At 66.9% G+C, this 15,242-nt stretch carries 13 protein-coding genes; 6 read left to right on the top strand and 7 right to left on the bottom strand.

What is annotated here, in order from left to right:
• Positions 1 to 4 precede the first annotated feature (4 nt).
• The 3 genes from GVL61_RS03160 to GVL61_RS03150 all read left to right on the top strand — a co-directional run bounded on the left by GVL61_RS03160 (position 5) and on the right by GVL61_RS03150 (position 5,083).
• Entirely contained in the window at positions 5 to 745 is a 741-nt protein-coding gene (locus GVL61_RS03160) for a thioredoxin domain-containing protein (protein ID WP_159976922.1), read from the top strand.
• Positions 746 to 860: 115 nt separating this feature from the next.
• Positions 861 to 1,619: a thioredoxin domain-containing protein gene (locus GVL61_RS03155; protein WP_159976920.1), complete on the top strand. Its 759-nt coding sequence runs from the start codon at positions 861 to 863 to the stop codon at positions 1,617 to 1,619.
• 26 nt (positions 1,620 to 1,645) lie between these two features.
• Positions 1,646 to 5,083 (top strand): chromosome segregation SMC family protein, encoded by a 3,438-nt coding sequence (locus GVL61_RS03150; protein ID WP_159976918.1) that lies wholly within the window; start codon positions 1,646 to 1,648, stop codon positions 5,081 to 5,083.
• 4 nt (positions 5,084 to 5,087) lie between these two features.
• On the opposite strand, the gene soxR is transcribed toward GVL61_RS03150, so the two are convergent.
• A complete protein-coding gene (soxR, locus tag GVL61_RS03145; protein ID WP_159976916.1) occupies positions 5,088 to 5,528 on the bottom strand; it encodes a redox-sensitive transcriptional activator SoxR in 441 nt (146 codons plus the stop codon).
• 98 nt (positions 5,529 to 5,626) lie between these two features.
• Between soxR and GVL61_RS03140 the strand changes: the two genes are divergently transcribed.
• The gene (locus GVL61_RS03140; RefSeq protein ID WP_159976914.1) at positions 5,627 to 5,998 is read left to right on the top strand and encodes a VOC family protein; all 372 of its coding nucleotides are present in this window, start codon (positions 5,627 to 5,629) and stop codon (positions 5,996 to 5,998) included.
• Positions 5,999 to 6,031: 33 nt separating this feature from the next.
• On the opposite strand, the gene ubiA is transcribed toward GVL61_RS03140, so the two are convergent.
• On the bottom strand, positions 6,032 to 6,946 hold the full coding sequence (gene ubiA, locus GVL61_RS03135; RefSeq protein ID WP_159976912.1) for a 4-hydroxybenzoate octaprenyltransferase: 915 nt from the start codon (positions 6,944 to 6,946) through the stop codon (positions 6,032 to 6,034).
• A gap of 132 nt (positions 6,947 to 7,078) precedes the next feature.
• Here ubiA and GVL61_RS03130 point away from each other — a divergent pair, with 132 nt between their 5' ends.
• Both GVL61_RS03130 and GVL61_RS03125 read left to right on the top strand, forming a co-directional pair.
• Positions 7,079 to 7,837 carry a 16S rRNA (uracil(1498)-N(3))-methyltransferase gene (locus GVL61_RS03130; protein ID WP_159976910.1) on the top strand — a complete coding sequence of 253 codons (759 nt, stop codon included), beginning with the start codon at positions 7,079 to 7,081 and terminating at the stop codon, positions 7,835 to 7,837.
• A 57-nt stretch (positions 7,838 to 7,894) separates the two neighbouring features.
• Positions 7,895 to 9,268: a glutamate--cysteine ligase gene (locus GVL61_RS03125; RefSeq protein ID WP_159976908.1), complete on the top strand. Its 1,374-nt coding sequence runs from the start codon at positions 7,895 to 7,897 to the stop codon at positions 9,266 to 9,268.
• 186 nt (positions 9,269 to 9,454) lie between these two features.
• Here GVL61_RS03125 and GVL61_RS03120 read toward each other — a convergent pair whose 3' ends face one another.
• The 5 genes from GVL61_RS03120 to GVL61_RS03100 form a co-directional block, all read right to left on the bottom strand.
• Positions 9,455 to 10,789, bottom strand: coding sequence for an isoprenylcysteine carboxylmethyltransferase family protein (locus tag GVL61_RS03120; RefSeq protein WP_159976906.1), 1,335 nt, complete (start codon positions 10,787 to 10,789; stop codon positions 9,455 to 9,457).
• A gap of 91 nt (positions 10,790 to 10,880) precedes the next feature.
• Positions 10,881 to 12,254 (bottom strand): PQQ-binding-like beta-propeller repeat protein, encoded by a 1,374-nt coding sequence (locus GVL61_RS03115; RefSeq protein ID WP_159976904.1) that lies wholly within the window; start codon positions 12,252 to 12,254, stop codon positions 10,881 to 10,883.
• Between the two features lie 23 nt (positions 12,255 to 12,277).
• Positions 12,278 to 13,069, bottom strand: a complete 792-nt coding sequence (locus GVL61_RS03110) for a tetratricopeptide repeat protein (protein WP_159976902.1) — start codon at positions 13,067 to 13,069, stop codon at positions 12,278 to 12,280.
• 122 nt (positions 13,070 to 13,191) lie between these two features.
• Entirely contained in the window at positions 13,192 to 14,343 is a 1,152-nt protein-coding gene (locus GVL61_RS03105; protein ID WP_159976900.1) for a glycosyltransferase, read from the bottom strand.
• A gap of 2 nt (positions 14,344 to 14,345) precedes the next feature.
• Positions 14,346 to 15,212: an alpha/beta fold hydrolase gene (locus tag GVL61_RS03100; RefSeq protein WP_159976898.1), complete on the bottom strand. Its 867-nt coding sequence runs from the start codon at positions 15,210 to 15,212 to the stop codon at positions 14,346 to 14,348.
• Positions 15,213 to 15,242 lie beyond the last annotated feature (30 nt).

Raw genomic sequence — 15,242 nt, 5'->3', positions numbered from 1 at the left:
AGTGATGCGCTCCCCCAGAATGAAGACCGCCCTTCGTTTCACCGCTCTTGCGGCCTGCGCCGCGCTGAGCGTCGCCGCCGCTCCCAGGAAGCCCGCGGCCACAGGTTCCTCCGGCGCCAACTGGGCCGGTCAGGTCGTTGCGACGGACGACGGCAGCCACCGTTTCGGCAACCCCGACGCGCCGGTGAGGCTGATCGAATATGTCAGCTACACTTGCCCGCACTGCGCGCACTATCACAAGGAATCGGACCCGGTCCTGCGCCTGACGCTGGTGCCCAAGGGCCAGGTCTCGGTGACCGTCACCAACTTCCTGCGCAACCCGATCGACCTGACAGTGGCGATGCTCACCAACTGCGGCGATCCCAAGCGTTTTTTCGTGCGCAACAACGCCTTTTTCGCCACTCAGGAAACCTGGCTCGCCAAGGTTGAGTCCATGAACCGCGAGCAGCAGGCCCGCTGGTATCAGGGCGAGCTGACGCCCCGGATGCGCGCCATCGCCAGCGACCTGGGCTTCTACGCCAAGATGGAAAGTTGGGGCATCGGCCGCGCCCAGACCGACGCCTGCCTGGCCGACAAGCCCATGCTCGACAAGCTGCGCAAGCAGCAATCCGAAGTCGAGGCGCTCGGTCTTCAGGGAACGCCCAGCTTCTCGATCAACGGCGAGATGCTGGAAGCCCACGACTGGGCTGGCGTCTCCAAGGCGCTCACCGCGAAGCTGGCCGAGCAGCGCGCCGGCAACATCTGATCCCTTCGGGCGCCGCAGCTGTGGAGACATTCCGCCGCAGCCGCGCCCCGAGCTTTGTTTTCGCCCTCTCCATGGGCTAGCTCCGTCCCAAGTGCATACTTAAGGATTCGCCCCGATGATCCGCAACCGTTTCCGCCAGATCGCCCTCGGTCTGCTTGTCGCTCCGCTCGCGCTCGGCCTTGCGGCCTGCGGCAAGAAGGAAGATCCCGCAGCCGGCCCCTCGGGCGAACCGATCGCCAGGGTCGCCCCGCCCGCCGGCAAGGCCTGGGCCGACATGATCGAAAAGACCCCCGAGGGCGGCTACCGCATGGGCAACCCCGAGGCTCCGATCAAGCTGATCGAATATGGCGCGCTCAGCTGCTCGCACTGCGCCGAATTCGCGAAGGAAAGCTTCGACAAGCTGCGCGACGACTACGTCGCCAGCGGCCGCGTGAGCTACGAGATGCGTTACTTCATGCTCAACGTCTTCGACATTCCCGCATCGTTGCTGGCGACCTGCGGCACGACCGAAGCGGTGATCCCGCTGAGCGAGCAGTTCTGGGCCTGGCAGCCCAAGATGTTCGAGAACATGCAGAACGCCGACAAGGCCAAGCTGGCCGCGCTCGATGCCCTGCCCAAGGAACAGCAGATCGCCGCCGTCGCCGAAATCTCGGGTATGAACGAGTTCTTCGCCTCACGCGGTATCGCCCGCGATCAGGGCAATGCCTGCGTCAGCGATACCGCCAAGGCAAAGGCACTCGCCGACCAGACGCAGAAGGCCTCGGAGCAGTTCAACATCACCGGCACGCCCAGCTTCATCATCAACGGCAATTCGGTCGGCTCGGGGTCCTGGGCTGAAATCGAACCCAAGCTGCAGCAGGCCGGCGCTCGCTGATCTGATGTCCCAACGGTAATAACTCGATGCGCATCCACCGGCTCAAGCTCAGCGGATTCAAGAGCTTCGTCGAGCCGGCCGAACTACGCATCGAGCCGGGGCTGACGGGCGTCGTCGGCCCCAACGGCTGCGGCAAGTCCAACCTCCTCGAAGCGATCCGCTGGGTCATGGGCGAAAGCTCGCCCAAGTCGATGCGCGGCGGCGGCATGGAAGACGTGATCTTCGCCGGCACCGACAAGCGCCCGCCGCGCTCATTCGCCGAAGTGGTCCTGCGCGCCGAGACCGCCGCGCGCGCCGACGGCACGCGTGAGGAACTGGAAGTCGTACGCCGGATCGAACGCGGCGCCGGCAGCGCCTATCGCATCAATGGCCGCGATGTGCGCGCCAAGGACGTGGCGCTGACCTTCGCCGATGCCGCCACCGGCGCACACAGCCCCGCGCTCGTCAGCCAGGGCCGTATCGCCGCCGTCATCGCCGCCAAGCCAGCAGAACGCCGCGCGATGCTGGAAGAGGCTGCGGGGATCGCCGGCCTGCATGTGCGCCGCAAGGACGCCGAACAGCGCCTGCGCGCCACCGAGACGAACCTTGCCCGGCTCGACGACATCATGGCCAGCCTCGACAAGCAGGTCGGGACTTTGCGGCGGCAGGCCAAGGCCGCCGAACGCTACAAGGCGCTGACCGACCAGATCCGCCTCTCCGAAGCGCGCCTCGTCTTCTCCCGCTGGCGCGATGCAGCCGAAGCCGCCGAAGCCGCCCGCAAGGAAGCGCAGGCCGCCGAAGCGCGCGTCGGCATGGCACAGGCCCTCGCCGTGAAAGCACAGAACCAACAGGCCAAGGCCGCCCTGACCCTCGCGGAAACCCGAGACGAGCTTGCCGACCGCCGCGACGATGCCAGCGCACAGGGCCACCGCATGGCCACGCTGACCAGCCAACTGGAAGCCGCCGAGCAGCGCCTCGCCGATCTCGACCGCCAGCGCACCCGGCTCGAAGAAGACAGGCACGACGCCGACCGCCTGACCCGCGACGCCGCCGAGGCCCTCGCCCGGCTCGAACGCGAACTGGCCGAGGGCGAAAAGCAACTGGCGGCGGACGATGCCATGCGCCCGCGCTTCGCCAACACCCTCGACGGCGCCGAGCAGGCTTCGCGCGCCGCCGAACTCGACCTTGCGCAGGCCACCGCCCGGCAGGCCGGCGTCGACGCCGAATGGCGCATCGCCGAGGCCGAAGTCGCGCAGGCCCGCAGCCGCAGCGCCCGCGCCCAGCAGGATGTCGCCCGCATCGAAGGGCAGATCGCCGCACAAGCCGACGCCGCTGATCTCGACGCCGCGATCGCCGCCGCTAAGGCCCGGGCAGACGAAGCGAACGCCGCCCTCGGCAAGGCCCGCGAAGGGCTGGACGACATGCAGGCGCGCAAAACCGCCCTCCAGGCAGAGCGCGACACCGCCGCTTCGGCTCTGGCGGGAGCGCGCGCCGACCTCACCGGCATTGAGCGCGAACACACCGCCCTGCTGCGCGACCGCGAGGCCCGCGCCAAGGGCGCCAAGGCGGCGCATGGATTGCCCATGGCCATCGACGCCCTGCGCGCCGCACCGGGCTACGAACGCGCCCTTGCCGCCGTGCTGGGCCGCGATGCCAAGGCACCGCTGGGTCTGGTAAAAGGTGCCGACGGCCGTTTCTGGACCGGCGCCGCGCCGCCCGCCCCCGTTGCGGACAGCCTCGCCGTCCACGTCGGCAAGTGCCCGGACGAACTCGCCGCGCGCCTCGCACTGGTCCACGTCGCCGATGAGGATGACGGGCGCGCCCTGAAGCCGGGCGAATGGCTGGTCACCCGAGCAGGCGTGCTACGGCGCTGGGACGGCTTTGTCGCGCGCGGCGAAGGCGCTGCCGAAGCCGCGCGGCTTGAGGCGGAAAACCGCTTTGCCCAGCTCGACACCCAGCTTCCGCCCTTGCGCGAAGCCGTCGCCGCCGCTGAGACGCGGCAAACCGCAGCGGGGCAGGAACTGGCGGCGCTGTCATCCCAACTGATCGCCGCAGAACGGGCTATCGCCACCGCTGCCGACGCCGAACGCAGCGCCCTGCGCGCCGTCGATCAGGCCGAGGATGCCCGTAATCGCCAGCGCGCGCGCCGCGCCGAACTCGACGCTGCTGTTGCAGACCTTGCTCAGCAGCAGCAGGCCGCCGCCGCCGAACTCGCCTCCGCCAGTTCCAGACTAGCTACCCTGCCCGACCCGGCAGTTGGCCGCGCCGAACTGGAAACCGCGCGCACCTGCAACGTTCAGGCCCGCAGCGCCCTGCAGGCCGCCATGGCCGCACTGGCAGCGCACGATCAGGCACTTGCCGTCGCGCAGGAACGGACCACTGCCCAGCGCAGCGATATCCGCGGTTGGCAGGCGCGTTCCGGCGATGCCGCCAATCGCCTCGCGCAGATGGCGGGACGGCTGGAGGAAATCGAGACAGAACGCGCCGTTATCGCCGCCAAGCCCGCCTCGCTGATGCAGCAGATCGAGCAGGGCGAGGCCGTGCGCACTCGCGTTGCAGAAGAACTGGCGAAGGCGGAAGCCGCCGTCGCCGCTGCCACTGATGCCGCGCGCAAGGCCGACACCGCGCTTTCAGCCGCGCAGGAAACCCTCGCCGCTGCGCGCGAAGGCCGCGCCGGCGCGGTCGCCCGCGCCGAGCACGAGGATTCGCGCCGCGTCGAAATGACCCGCGTCTCGGGCGAGCGTTTCCAGTGCCCGCCCCCGGTTTTGCCCGAACGCTTCGGCTTCGCGTATGGGGAAGTGGGCAGCGCCGACGGTGAAAACATGACGATGGACCGCCTCGTCGCCGAGCGCGAGCGGATCGGTCCGGTCAACCTCGTCGCCGCCGACGAACTCGCCGAAGCGGAAGGCCAGCTAGGCACCAGCGCCACCGAAAAGGCCGAGCTGACCGAGGCAGTCAACCGCCTGCGCGGCTCGATCGGCAACCTCAACCGCGAGGGCCGCGAGCGCCTGCGGGCTGCGTTCGAGGCGGTGGACGGCCATTTCCGCCGCCTGTTCCAGCAGCTGTTCCAGGGCGGCCAAGCGCACCTCGCGCTCGTCGATTCGGACGATCCGCTGGAGGCCGGACTGGAAATCTACGCGCAGCCTCCCGGCAAGCGGCTGCAATCACTCACCCTTCTTTCGGGCGGCGAACAGGCCCTGACGGCGGTGGCGCTGATCTTCGGCCTGTTCCTCACCAACCCCGCGCCGATCTGCGTGCTGGACGAAGTCGACGCCCCGCTCGACGACGCCAACATCGAACGCTTCTGCGACCTCCTCGAAGCGATGACCCGCGAAACCGAAACGCGCTACCTCGTCGTCACCCACAATGCCGTGACGATGAGCCGCATGCACCGCCTGTTCGGCGTGACCATGGTGGAAAAAGGTATCTCCCGCCTCGTCAGCGTGGACCTTGGCGCCGCCGAGGAACTGCTGGCGGCGCAGTAGGCCGTCAGCCCAGCACGAAGCGCGGCCCCGGGCCTTGTGCGCCCGCCGTGTCCTCGGCGTTGTAGAGGCGGCATTTCGTCAGACTGAGGCAGCCGCAGCCGATGCATTCGTCGAGCTTGCGGCGGGTCAGTTCGAGCAGCGCGATCCGGGCATCGATCGATTCGCGCATCGACCGGCTGATCCGCTCCCAATCCGCCAATGTCGGGGTCCGGCCCTGTGGCAACTCCGCAAGCTCTCGCTCGATCTGGGCGAGCGCGAGCCCCAACTTCTGGGCGATCAGGATGAAACTGACGCGCCGGATGTCGGAGCGCAGGAACCGCCGCTGGTTGCCGCTGGATCGCAGGCTCGTGAGCAGGCCCTTCTCTTCGTAAAACCGGATCGCCGAAACCGCGACGCCGGTACGCCGGGAAAGGTCGCCGATGCTGATGAAGCGGTCCTGGACCATTACGCAGCCTACTCCGAAAGCGCTTGATCTCAAGTTAGCTTGAGATTGCATCTTTGCCAAGCCGGCCGATTCGCCGGCTACACCAAGGAGACAGACACATGGCCCAGGGCCGCCTCGAACATGCCAATATTACCGTCAGCGACATCGAGCGTTCCGCCGCCCTGCTGCAGGACCTGCTGGGCTGGCACGAGCGCTGGAGGGGCCCGGCGCTAGGCGGGGGCGAGACGATCCACGTCGGCGGGGATTTCAGCTACATCGCCGTCTACACCGACCGCAAGGAGCGCGAACGCTTCGCCAAGGGCGCTCCGCTCAACCACGTCGGGCTAGTGGTGGAAGATCTCGACGCCGCCGAACGGACCGTGGTGGCAGCGGGACTCGAGCCTTTCGCCCATGCCGACTACGATCCAGGGCGGAGATTTTATTTCTTCGATTGGGACGGGATCGAGTTCGAACTGGTCAATTACGACTGAGAGTTCCGGCGGCGCCCGGGCGCCGCCTCCCGCTCAGACGATACCGGCGTTGCCCACCACCCAGCAGGCCAGCGCCATGACCAGCCCGGCGTCGCGGTTCGAGCGGAAGCGGGCCAGCGGGTTTTCACCGTCCTCGGGATCCAGCGTCACGACCTGAAAGCCCAGATGCAGCGCCATCGGCACCAGCGCGACAAGCGCCACCCAGTCCGGGCGCATAGCCCAGAACGCCAGCGCCCAGAGCGTCAGTGCCAGCGCGTAGAACCCGCCGACACCGGCGCGCACATGCGATCCCAACCGCAGCGCGGACGAGCGGATACCCACCAGCGCGTCATCCTCGCGGTCCTGCACGGCGTAGATGGTGTCGTAGCCGATGCACCAGAAGATCGCGCCGAAATAAAGCGCTGCGATCGCCTCCAGATGGTCGCTGCGGATCTCAACCCAGCCGACCAGTGCGCCCCATGTGAAGACCATGCCCAGCCATGCCTGCGGCCACCACGTGATGCGCTTCATGAAGGGATAGCCCGCCACCAGAGCGACGCTGCCCAGCGCCACGAGCTGCGCCTCCCAGCGCAGTTGCAGCAGGACGACAAGGCCGATGGCGCACAGGATAAGCAGCCAGGCCCAGGCCGCGCCCTTGCTCACCCGGCCGCTGGCGACGGGGCGCAGCGCGGTACGGGCGACACGGCGGTCAAGGTCCGCGTCGACGATGTCGTTGTAGACGCAGCCCGCGCCGCGCATCGCGATCGAGCCGGCCAGCATCCATAGCACAAGGTCCCAGCGCTTTTCTCCGCCCGCCAGCATCACCCCCCAGACACAGGGCCAGAACAGCAGCCACCAACCGATCGGCCGGTCGAGACGGGCCAGCATAGCAAAGTCGCGCAAGCGTGGCGGTAGCAGGGATACCAGACCGCGATGCTGGCTGTCGGGGACGAGCGAAGGTTGAGTCACACGCAACCGACTAGTCGATTAAGCCGATTGTGTCATCCCGAACGTGACTGGTGAACACAGGAAGCCGAAGCGTTGCATCGCCGCCGGGATCGGGCGACAAGGGCCGCCAGACCGCAGGAAAGACCTCCCCAGATGCCCGCAACCCCCGCCTGGCCGCCGCGCTCGGCCCCGCGCCTGTTCGTTTCCGACCCGCTTGCCCAGGATAGCGAGATCGCTTTGGAAGGCTCGCAGGCCCACTATCTCGGCAAAGTCATGCGGGTGGCGGTGGGCGACGCGGTGATCGCCTGCGACGACGAAACCGGCGAATGGGCCTGCGACGTCGTCGCTGCCGGCAAGCGGGATGTCGTGCTGCGTGCGCGGCACCTGCTGCGGGCGCGCGAAGACGTGCCGGACTTCGTGCTATGCGCGGCGCTGCTCAAGAAACCCAATTTCGACCTCGTGCTGGAAAAGGCGACCGAACTGGGCGTCGGCGCGGTGCAGCCGCTGGTCACCCGCCGCTGCGTTGCCGACAAGCTCAACCCCGAGCGCGCGATCTCCATCGTCACCGAGGCGGCCGAGCAATGCGCCCGCACCGCCCTGCCGCGAATCGAGCAGGCGCTGAAACTCGAAGCCCTGCTGCGGGACTGGCCTGCCGACCGCACCCTGTTCTTCGCCGACGAACAGGGCGGCGAACCGGCCGCACGGACCTTTGCGGAGAATCCCGGTCCGGCGGCGCTGCTGGTCGGCCCCGAAGGCGGCTTCGACGAGGAGGAGCGGGCAATGGTCCGCGCCCACCCCAAGGCCCGCGCGATCACCCTTGGCCCGCGCATCCTCAGGGCCGAAACCGCCAGCATTTCCGCCATTGCGCTGTGGATGGCGATAGCTGGCGACTGGTCGCCGGTGAATTCTTAGACCGAGCGGTACAAAAAGTTCTAGCGTCCGCGCTCAGGGATCACTAATTCCGCGCCCATGAGCACCCGTGAGGTTTCGGATCGCGAAGATCCGGTGGTCGAAAGCATGGATCAACTGGCCGCGCCGATGGCAGCGGGCGAAAAGCCGCGCGAGGCGTGGCGGATCGGAACCGAACACGAAAAGTTCGTCTACGACACCGCGGACCACCATGCCCCGTCCTACGACGAGAAAGGCGGCATCCGCGACCTGCTCATGGACCTGACCGAGTTCGGGTGGGAGCCGATCGTTGAAGGCGGGAACGTCATCGCGCTCAAGGGCGCGGACGGCAACGTCAGCCTTGAACCCGCCGGCCAGCTGGAACTTTCCGGCGCCCCGCTCGAAACCCTGCACGAAACCTGCGCCGAAACCGGGCGCCACCTCACCCAGGTCAAGACCATCGGCGACCGCACCGGCAAGGCCTACCTCGGCCTCGGCATGTGGCCGGACAAGACCCGCGAAGAACTGCCGATCATGCCCAAGGGCCGCTACGGCATCATGCTGAAGCACATGCCCCGCGTGGGCACCATGGGCCTCGACATGATGCTGCGAACCTGCACCATCCAGGTCAACCTCGACTATGCGAGCGAGGCCGACATGGTGAAGAAGTTCCGCACCAGCCTCGCCCTGCAGCCGCTGGCGACCGCGCTGTTCGCCAACTCGCCCTTCACCGAGGGCAAGCCCAACGGCTACCTTTCCTATCGCAGCCACATCTGGTCGGACACCGATCCCGCCCGCACCGGCATGCTGCCCTTCGTGTTCGAAGACGGCTTCGGCTACGAACGCTATGTCGAGTACATGCTCGACGTGCCGATGTATTTCGTCTTCCGCGACGGCAAATATATCGACGCCGCCGGCCTCTCATTCCGCGACTTCCTCAAGGGCGAACTGTCCGTCCTCCCCGGCGAACTGCCGCGCCTCTCCGACTGGCAGGACCACCTCTCCACCGCCTTTCCCGAAGTGCGGCTCAAGTCGTTCCTCGAAATGCGCGGCGCCGACGGAGGACCCTGGGGCCGCATCTGCGCGCTGCCCGCGCTGTGGGTGGGCCTGCTCTACGATCAGGGCGCGCTCGACGCGGCATGGGATCTGGTCAAGGACTGGGACATGGAAGGCCGCGAAGCCCTGCGCTCCGCCGCGCCGAAGATGGGCCTCGATTCGCCGATCCCCGGCGGAGGGACCCTTCGCGATATCGCGGCGCAGGTGGTCGAGATTTCGCGCTCCGGACTTGCTGCACGTGGGCGTCTCAATTCCAGCGGAGACAACGAGACGGGCTATCTAGAACCGCTGGCCGAGATCGTGTCTTCGGGCAAGGTGCCGGCGCAGAAGCTGCTCGACCTGTATAACGGTGAGTGGGGCGGGGATCTTTCTAAGATCTACGCGGTGAAGAGCTTTTAAATAGGGGGAGACCTGGGGCCATTGCCCCAGACCCCTTTATCGTCAAGGTCACGCGTGCAGCTTTACCAGTGCGCCCATGGTGAGCCGGGAGACATGACAGCCTGCGGCGGCAAGGAGTGCGCGGGGCTGCTGCGCGCGCAGCGACGACAGTAACGGGGTCTGGGGCAATGGCCCCAGGTCTTCCCCTTACTTCGCCCCTTTGGGCAGCATGGCCAGCAAACGCTCGAATGTCCGCGTAATCAACGCGTTCTGCGCCATCCACGCGTGATACTCACGGTACTTCGCATCCTCGCCCAGCAGGTGCGCTTCCTCGGTCCGAGCGCGCCAGTAGTAGATGCCGCTCACCACCCCCAGCAGCACCGTATTGCGCACGGCATCGGTCAACGAGCCGTTGGTGACGAGGAACGGCAGCGTCGAAATCCACCAGAACAGGTTCTTCGACAGGTAGGCCGGGTGGCGGGTGAAGCGGTAGGGGCCGTTCGTCAGCACGCCGCGATAGGTGAGGTTGGAAAAGCGCAGGCCGAAGGCAAAGGTCGCCCACGCGTAGATCGCGGTTAGGATCACCATAACGGCCGCCCATATCCACAACAGCGTATCGTGGCCCGCCAGCCAGTAGGCCCAGCCGCCGGTGTTTACCTCGTAGCCCAGCACGTCGGCGCGGCCCATAGTGCCCCATACGAAGGGCGGGTAGCACATCAGCGCCGCGACCCAGCCGGCGAGCAGCGGGTTGCCGCTACGGATGTGCGCGTCGAGCGGGCGGAAGGTGAACAGGTAGCCGACGGTGCCGATCTGCACGTCGATGAGGAACAGCGCCTCGATCACCAGAGAGCCGAGAGCAACAGGATTATCAGCGATGGCGCCGAAGTCCGCCTCTACCACGCGGGCAAAGCCGCTCGGGAGGATCGAGATCATGAAAGCGCCGAAGAAGCCCTTGATCGCCCAGGCGCGCCAGTGCTTCTTCACCTCGTTCGCATCCCAGCTTTCGCGCGCGACGAGCATTGCGCCGAAGTGCCAGGAGTGGTCGCGCGGGTTCAGCATCCGGCGGTCGATCCACAGGACGTAAGGGATCGAAAGCAGGAACAGCGGCACTACCGCCGCGCCAAGTACTTCCATCGCGAAGAGGTACTGGCCGTCCCAATACCAGCGGCCGATGCAGTAGAACACCGTGATCGCGCCCCACGTGCACCACAGGCCGGTGAGCTTGGTAATCGAGATGTCGAGCGATTCGGACCAGGGACGCCGCAGCGACCAGTCTATGCCGGTGGAGGGGCGGCGGTGGACCTTATCGACGAGGAGCGACCAGAGCGTCATCGCAGTGCCGGTGACGAGCACCGTGGCAACGGCGGCATAAGGCCCGCTCAGCGGCGCGCGGGGTCCGGGAAGCGCGAAGGCATCGGCGAGGCCCGCCCAATTGCGACAGACCAGCAGCCAGACAATAAGGGCGACGAGGCCCGACAGGCCCACGCCGGCGGAAACGTCACTGGCGGGTCTGCTGGAGGCGGGAAACGCGGCATTGCTCATGCGTTATCGCCTAGCCGCAATTGGTTAAGGGGCGGCAAACCTTGAAAGCATTCGTCGCCCCGAACCCAGGGTCCGGGGCGACGCAAAGGCATCAACGAAACGCGCTGATACGGCCCGAATCGTCGAGGATGTAAAGCGTCTGGTTCGCCACGACCGGGGCGAGCGAAATCGCGCTGCCCAGTTCGGTGAACGGCGTCATCGTGCCGCTCGTCGGATCGACAGTCGAAAGCTCGCCGCGCGAGTTGCCGATCCAAAGCTTGTTACCGGCGAGCACAGGACCGACCCAGAAGATCGGGTTCTTGCGCTTCTTGGCGTTCTTGTAGCGGGCCAGTTCGGTCAGCCAGCGAACCTTGCCGGTCGAACGGGCGATTGCCAGGATTTCGGCGTGGTCGTCGAGAGTGAAGACCCAGTCACCCGCCACCGCAGGAGTGGAAATGCCTGCAAGGTTCAGTTCCCAGATACGCTGGCCGGTGATCAGTTCGTAAGCAGCCATACGGCCACCCTGACCCAGCGCGTAGACGCGGCCGCGATCGATGATCGGGTCGGCGTCGACATCGGTGAGGCTGCCCACTTCGGTCGAGATCGAGGTGCGCGCAAGCGCGTCCGACCACAGCTGGCGGCCATTCTCATAACGGTAGGCAACCAGTTCACCCGACGAGAAGCCGGCGATCACGGTGCCCTGCCCAGCGGCGGGAGCGCCGACGCCGAACACGCCCGACTGCGTCACCGAAGCCGATTCGCTCCAGACCGAAGTACCGTCCGAGGCGTTGAGCGCGACGATCTGGTTGTCCTGGGTCATCACGAACACGGAGTTGAAGCCGATCGTCGGCGAACCGCGCAGCGGGCCGGCGGGCTTCTTGGTCCAGACCTGGCTGCCGTCCGCGACGTTGAGCGCGGCGACTTCGCCAAGGCCCGTGGTCACGTAGAGACGCCCAGCATCGACGCTGACGCCGCCGCCGAATACGGAATTTCCGTTGCTGCCGCTGACCGAGAAGCTCTTGGTCCACAGGCTCGCGCCGCTCTGTGCGTCGAAGGCATGGACGACGCCGCCGGTGTCCATGACGAACAGCTTGCCGCCGGCGATCACCGGAGCAGCCGCAAGACGGCGACGCGGCGAAGAACCGGCAATCTGCGCGGTCCACACACGGGTCGGAGTCTCGGCCAGCGCCAGGTGGCCGTAAGCCTTGTTTGCGGTGCCGCCGCCCTGCGCCCAGTCGGCGTTCACTTCGGCAGGCGGCAGGATCACCGAGACCGCGCCAAGCGTGGTGTCTACCTTGGCGCCGCTTTCGATGCGCGAGAGGATGGGAACGCGGTTGCCCACGGTCGGGGTCTTGGCCGGGCCCTTTCCGCCGCCAAAGACCTTGCAACCCGACAGACCCATGACAAGAGCCAGGGCGATCAGCGGCACGACCTTGCGCGCGCGCAGGGTGCCGGTCGACCGGTTGTTGCGGACGGCTGCGTTCATGCGAATATCCTCAGAAGGCATGCTCATTCTCCGGCGTCCGTTGCATCGGCGGCCGTCTTGCCGGCCGGCTTGCTCAGGGACTCGCCCTTGTCGTCGACCACATCGTCGACCGCATCGACACCCAGTACGGCTGCCAGCTGGCGCGCGCGGCTGCGCAGGCCCGCCTCGACGTTCTCGTCCTTGGCGATGGCCGCGAACAGCGGACCGGCCTGGTCCTGCTTGCCCTGCTTGAGGTAGGCCATGCCCACCAGCTCGCCTGCGACGCCGAACCAGGCATTGCCCGGTGCGGCCAGCGGCTTGAGGCGATCGACAACGTCCTGCGGCTTCATCGCGTCGAAGTTCGCCCCGATTTCGCGCACGTTGGCAAGATCGCGCAGGGCCTGCGGGGCCTTCGCGTCGGCCGCGACCTGGGCATAGAGCTTGAGCGCGTCGGCCTTCTTGTCCTGGCGCAGCGCAATGCCGGCCAGCGTCAGACGTGCAGACGTGACCGTCGCGTCCGAAGCGCCGGCAGCCGCGATCGGCGCCAGCTTCGCCTTTGCGGCGTCGAGATTCTCCGACTGGAGGCTGTCGAGCGCCTGCACATAGGCCTCGGCGCGCTCTTCACGCTCCTTGGTCTGGCGGTGGTCCCAATAGATCCAGCCGGCGAAGGCCAGCAGGGCAATCACGATGACCGCGAACAGCAGTTTGCCGTAGCGGGCCATGAAGCCTTCGAGTTGGTCCTGGCGCACGGCTTCGTCGACTTCGCGCAGGAAAACGTCCCGCTGGGCGGCGTCACGCACGGTCGAAGGGGTGGTATTGTCGGGAGGCAGAGCCAAGATTCGGGCGCTTTCTGCGGAAAATCGGGATGGTTGCGGCGGTGTTTAGCGAATGGACGGGGCTTTTCAACGGGGATGTCGCTGCATGTCCCGGCGTGAAGCGCCGCTGAACGGGGATTCGCTCAGGGGAAACGGGCTGTTCCCATAGCCTTGCCGTAGACTTCGGCATAGGCGCGAATCATCGTGTTTTCATCATAGTGCGCTTCGGCGCGGGCGCGATTGGCAGTACCGACGGTTTCGCGCAGCGCCGGGTTAGCGGCCAGTTCGGCCATTGCCCAGGCCAGAGCCGCCTCATCGCCGGGCGGCGTGACGTAGCTGCGATTTTCCACCGATACCATCTCGGCCACGTCACCAACCGCGGGAGAAGCGACGGCGAGGCCCGCCGCCATGGCCTCGACCACCGAGATCGGAAACTGCTCGCTGTCGGAAGAAAGCGCGAAAAGATCGAACAATCCCACCGCACGCGAAGGATCGGGCACGAAGCCGGGCAGGTGCAGGCGATTGGCCACGCCGCTGGCCTTGGCCTGCGCTTCGATGACGGTGCGTTCGGGGCCTTCGCCCAGGATCACCAGATGCCATTCGGTCGGCAGGCCGGCAAAGGCGCGCACCAGCCGGGGCAGGTTCTTCACCGCGCGCAGGCCCGCCAGCGTACCCAGCCACTTGTCGCCAGGCGCCTTCGACAATCCCGGAATCGCACCCGGCGGCGGCGAATCGCGGTAGGCGGCGACCGGGATGCCGTTGATGATAAGCCGCACCCTGCGGCGCGGCTGCTTCCACGCATCCAGCGCGATGCCTTCAAGCCTACGCGACGGCACCACCAGCGCCGAAGCTCCGGCCAGAGCCACGCGGCGAAACAGGTTGCGCGCCGGTTTCAGCCCGGCCGCTTCGTCTTCGTTGAAGCCGTCTTCGTGGTGGACCAGCGGCGGCAGCCTCAGCACACGGCCATACAGCCTATGCGCGAGAACCGCGTCCATCGCGCCCCAGTTGTAGGTGAGGACGAGGTCGAAACCTCTCATGGCCATTGCGATGCGTAGCAGCCGGGCGGGGGTTGGCCGTCCCTGAAGGTTGGGAAAATCGTCCGGAAATCGCACGTCGAGCGCCGGGTCCAGCGCCACTTTAGCGCCGTATGCGCCGGGCTGCGCGGAGACGACAGTATGCTCTATGGCCACTTCGCCGTCCGCCCTGGCCCGCGCGCCAAAGACATTCATCAGCCGCGCCGCCCGCAGTTCCTTGCCTCCTGCGGAAAAGCTCGAATGGAGATGCAGCAGACGCAAGGTCAGGACACGCGTGCCAGCAGCCGGTCGATCGCGGCGATTGATTCGGGTTCGTCGAGCGTGGGGGCATGGCCGACATCGGGCAGCGTCACCGCCTCGGTCTTGGGTATGCGCCTCAGCATCTCGGTCAGGGTCGCGTCGGACAGCAGGTCGGACAGCGCGCCGCGCAGGATCAGCACCGGAGTGCCGGACAAGGCCTCCCATGCCGGCCACAGGTCAGGCTGCTCATCCACGTCGAGTTCGAGGAAAGGCTCGGCGATTTTCATGTCGTAGTCGAAAGCCACGCGCCCGTTGCCGGTGATCGTCATCAGCCGCTTGGCCCGGCCGATCCAGAAATCGAGGCTGTGCCCCGGATAGGCGCCGCCCTGCGCGTCCTCCAGCCCGCGCGCAGCGTGAACCCAGGTGGCGAACGAACGCCCCTGCCCCACGTACTCCTTGATCCGCGCAAGGCCGACCGGTTCCAGCCAAGGCCCCACATCGTTGAGCACGGCGCCCGCGATGCGCTCCGGGATCACGGTGGCAAGGCCCATCGTCATCAAGCCGCCCAGCGACGTGCCGATCGCCACGAAGCGGTCGATACCCTCCTGATCGAGCAGGGCAAGGACGTCCTCGCAGTACTGCATCGGCGTATAGGTGGCCGAATCGCGTGCATATTCACTGTCTCCCCGGCCGCGCAGGTCAGGGCAGATCACCCGGCGGCTTGCCGCGAGACGCGGCGCCAGCACGTCGAAATCGCGCGCATTGCGGGTCAGTCCATGCAGGCAGAGTACCGGCAGCAGGCCCTCTGCGCCTTCCGGGGCCGGATAATCTCGGAAATGCAGCTTGAGACCGTCGCGGCTCGACCAGAAGCGATCTTCAAAAACCTTCATGCCGGGGCGGCGACCTCTCAAAAGTCGAAA

This window comes from Novosphingobium sp. 18050 (assembly GCF_902706195.1).
Taxonomy (GTDB): Bacteria; Pseudomonadota; Alphaproteobacteria; order Sphingomonadales; family Sphingomonadaceae; genus Novosphingobium.
Note: the sequence above shows the minus strand (reverse complement) of the source record. Positions and strands in the feature narration are given on the sequence as shown.

Excerpts from the sequence above, each read along its gene's own strand:
- GVL61_RS03160 (WP_159976922.1), top strand. The coding sequence starts at position 5 with ATGCGCTCCCCCAGAATGAAGACCGCCCTTCGTTTCACCGCTCTTGCG.
- GVL61_RS03155 (WP_159976920.1), top strand. The coding sequence starts at position 861 with ATGATCCGCAACCGTTTCCGCCAGATCGCCCTCGGTCTGCTTGTCGCT.
- GVL61_RS03150 (WP_159976918.1), top strand. The coding sequence starts at position 1,646 with ATGCGCATCCACCGGCTCAAGCTCAGCGGATTCAAGAGCTTCGTCGAG.
- soxR (WP_159976916.1), bottom strand. The coding sequence starts at position 5,528 with ATGGTCCAGGACCGCTTCATCAGCATCGGCGACCTTTCCCGGCGTACC.
- GVL61_RS03140 (WP_159976914.1), top strand. The coding sequence starts at position 5,627 with ATGGCCCAGGGCCGCCTCGAACATGCCAATATTACCGTCAGCGACATC.
- GVL61_RS03130 (WP_159976910.1), top strand. The coding sequence starts at position 7,079 with ATGCCCGCAACCCCCGCCTGGCCGCCGCGCTCGGCCCCGCGCCTGTTC.
- GVL61_RS03125 (WP_159976908.1), top strand. The coding sequence starts at position 7,895 with ATGAGCACCCGTGAGGTTTCGGATCGCGAAGATCCGGTGGTCGAAAGC.
- GVL61_RS03120 (WP_159976906.1), bottom strand. The coding sequence starts at position 10,789 with ATGAGCAATGCCGCGTTTCCCGCCTCCAGCAGACCCGCCAGTGACGTT.
- GVL61_RS03115 (WP_159976904.1), bottom strand. The coding sequence starts at position 12,254 with ATGAACGCAGCCGTCCGCAACAACCGGTCGACCGGCACCCTGCGCGCG.
- GVL61_RS03100 (WP_159976898.1), bottom strand. The coding sequence starts at position 15,212 with ATGAAGGTTTTTGAAGATCGCTTCTGGTCGAGCCGCGACGGTCTCAAG.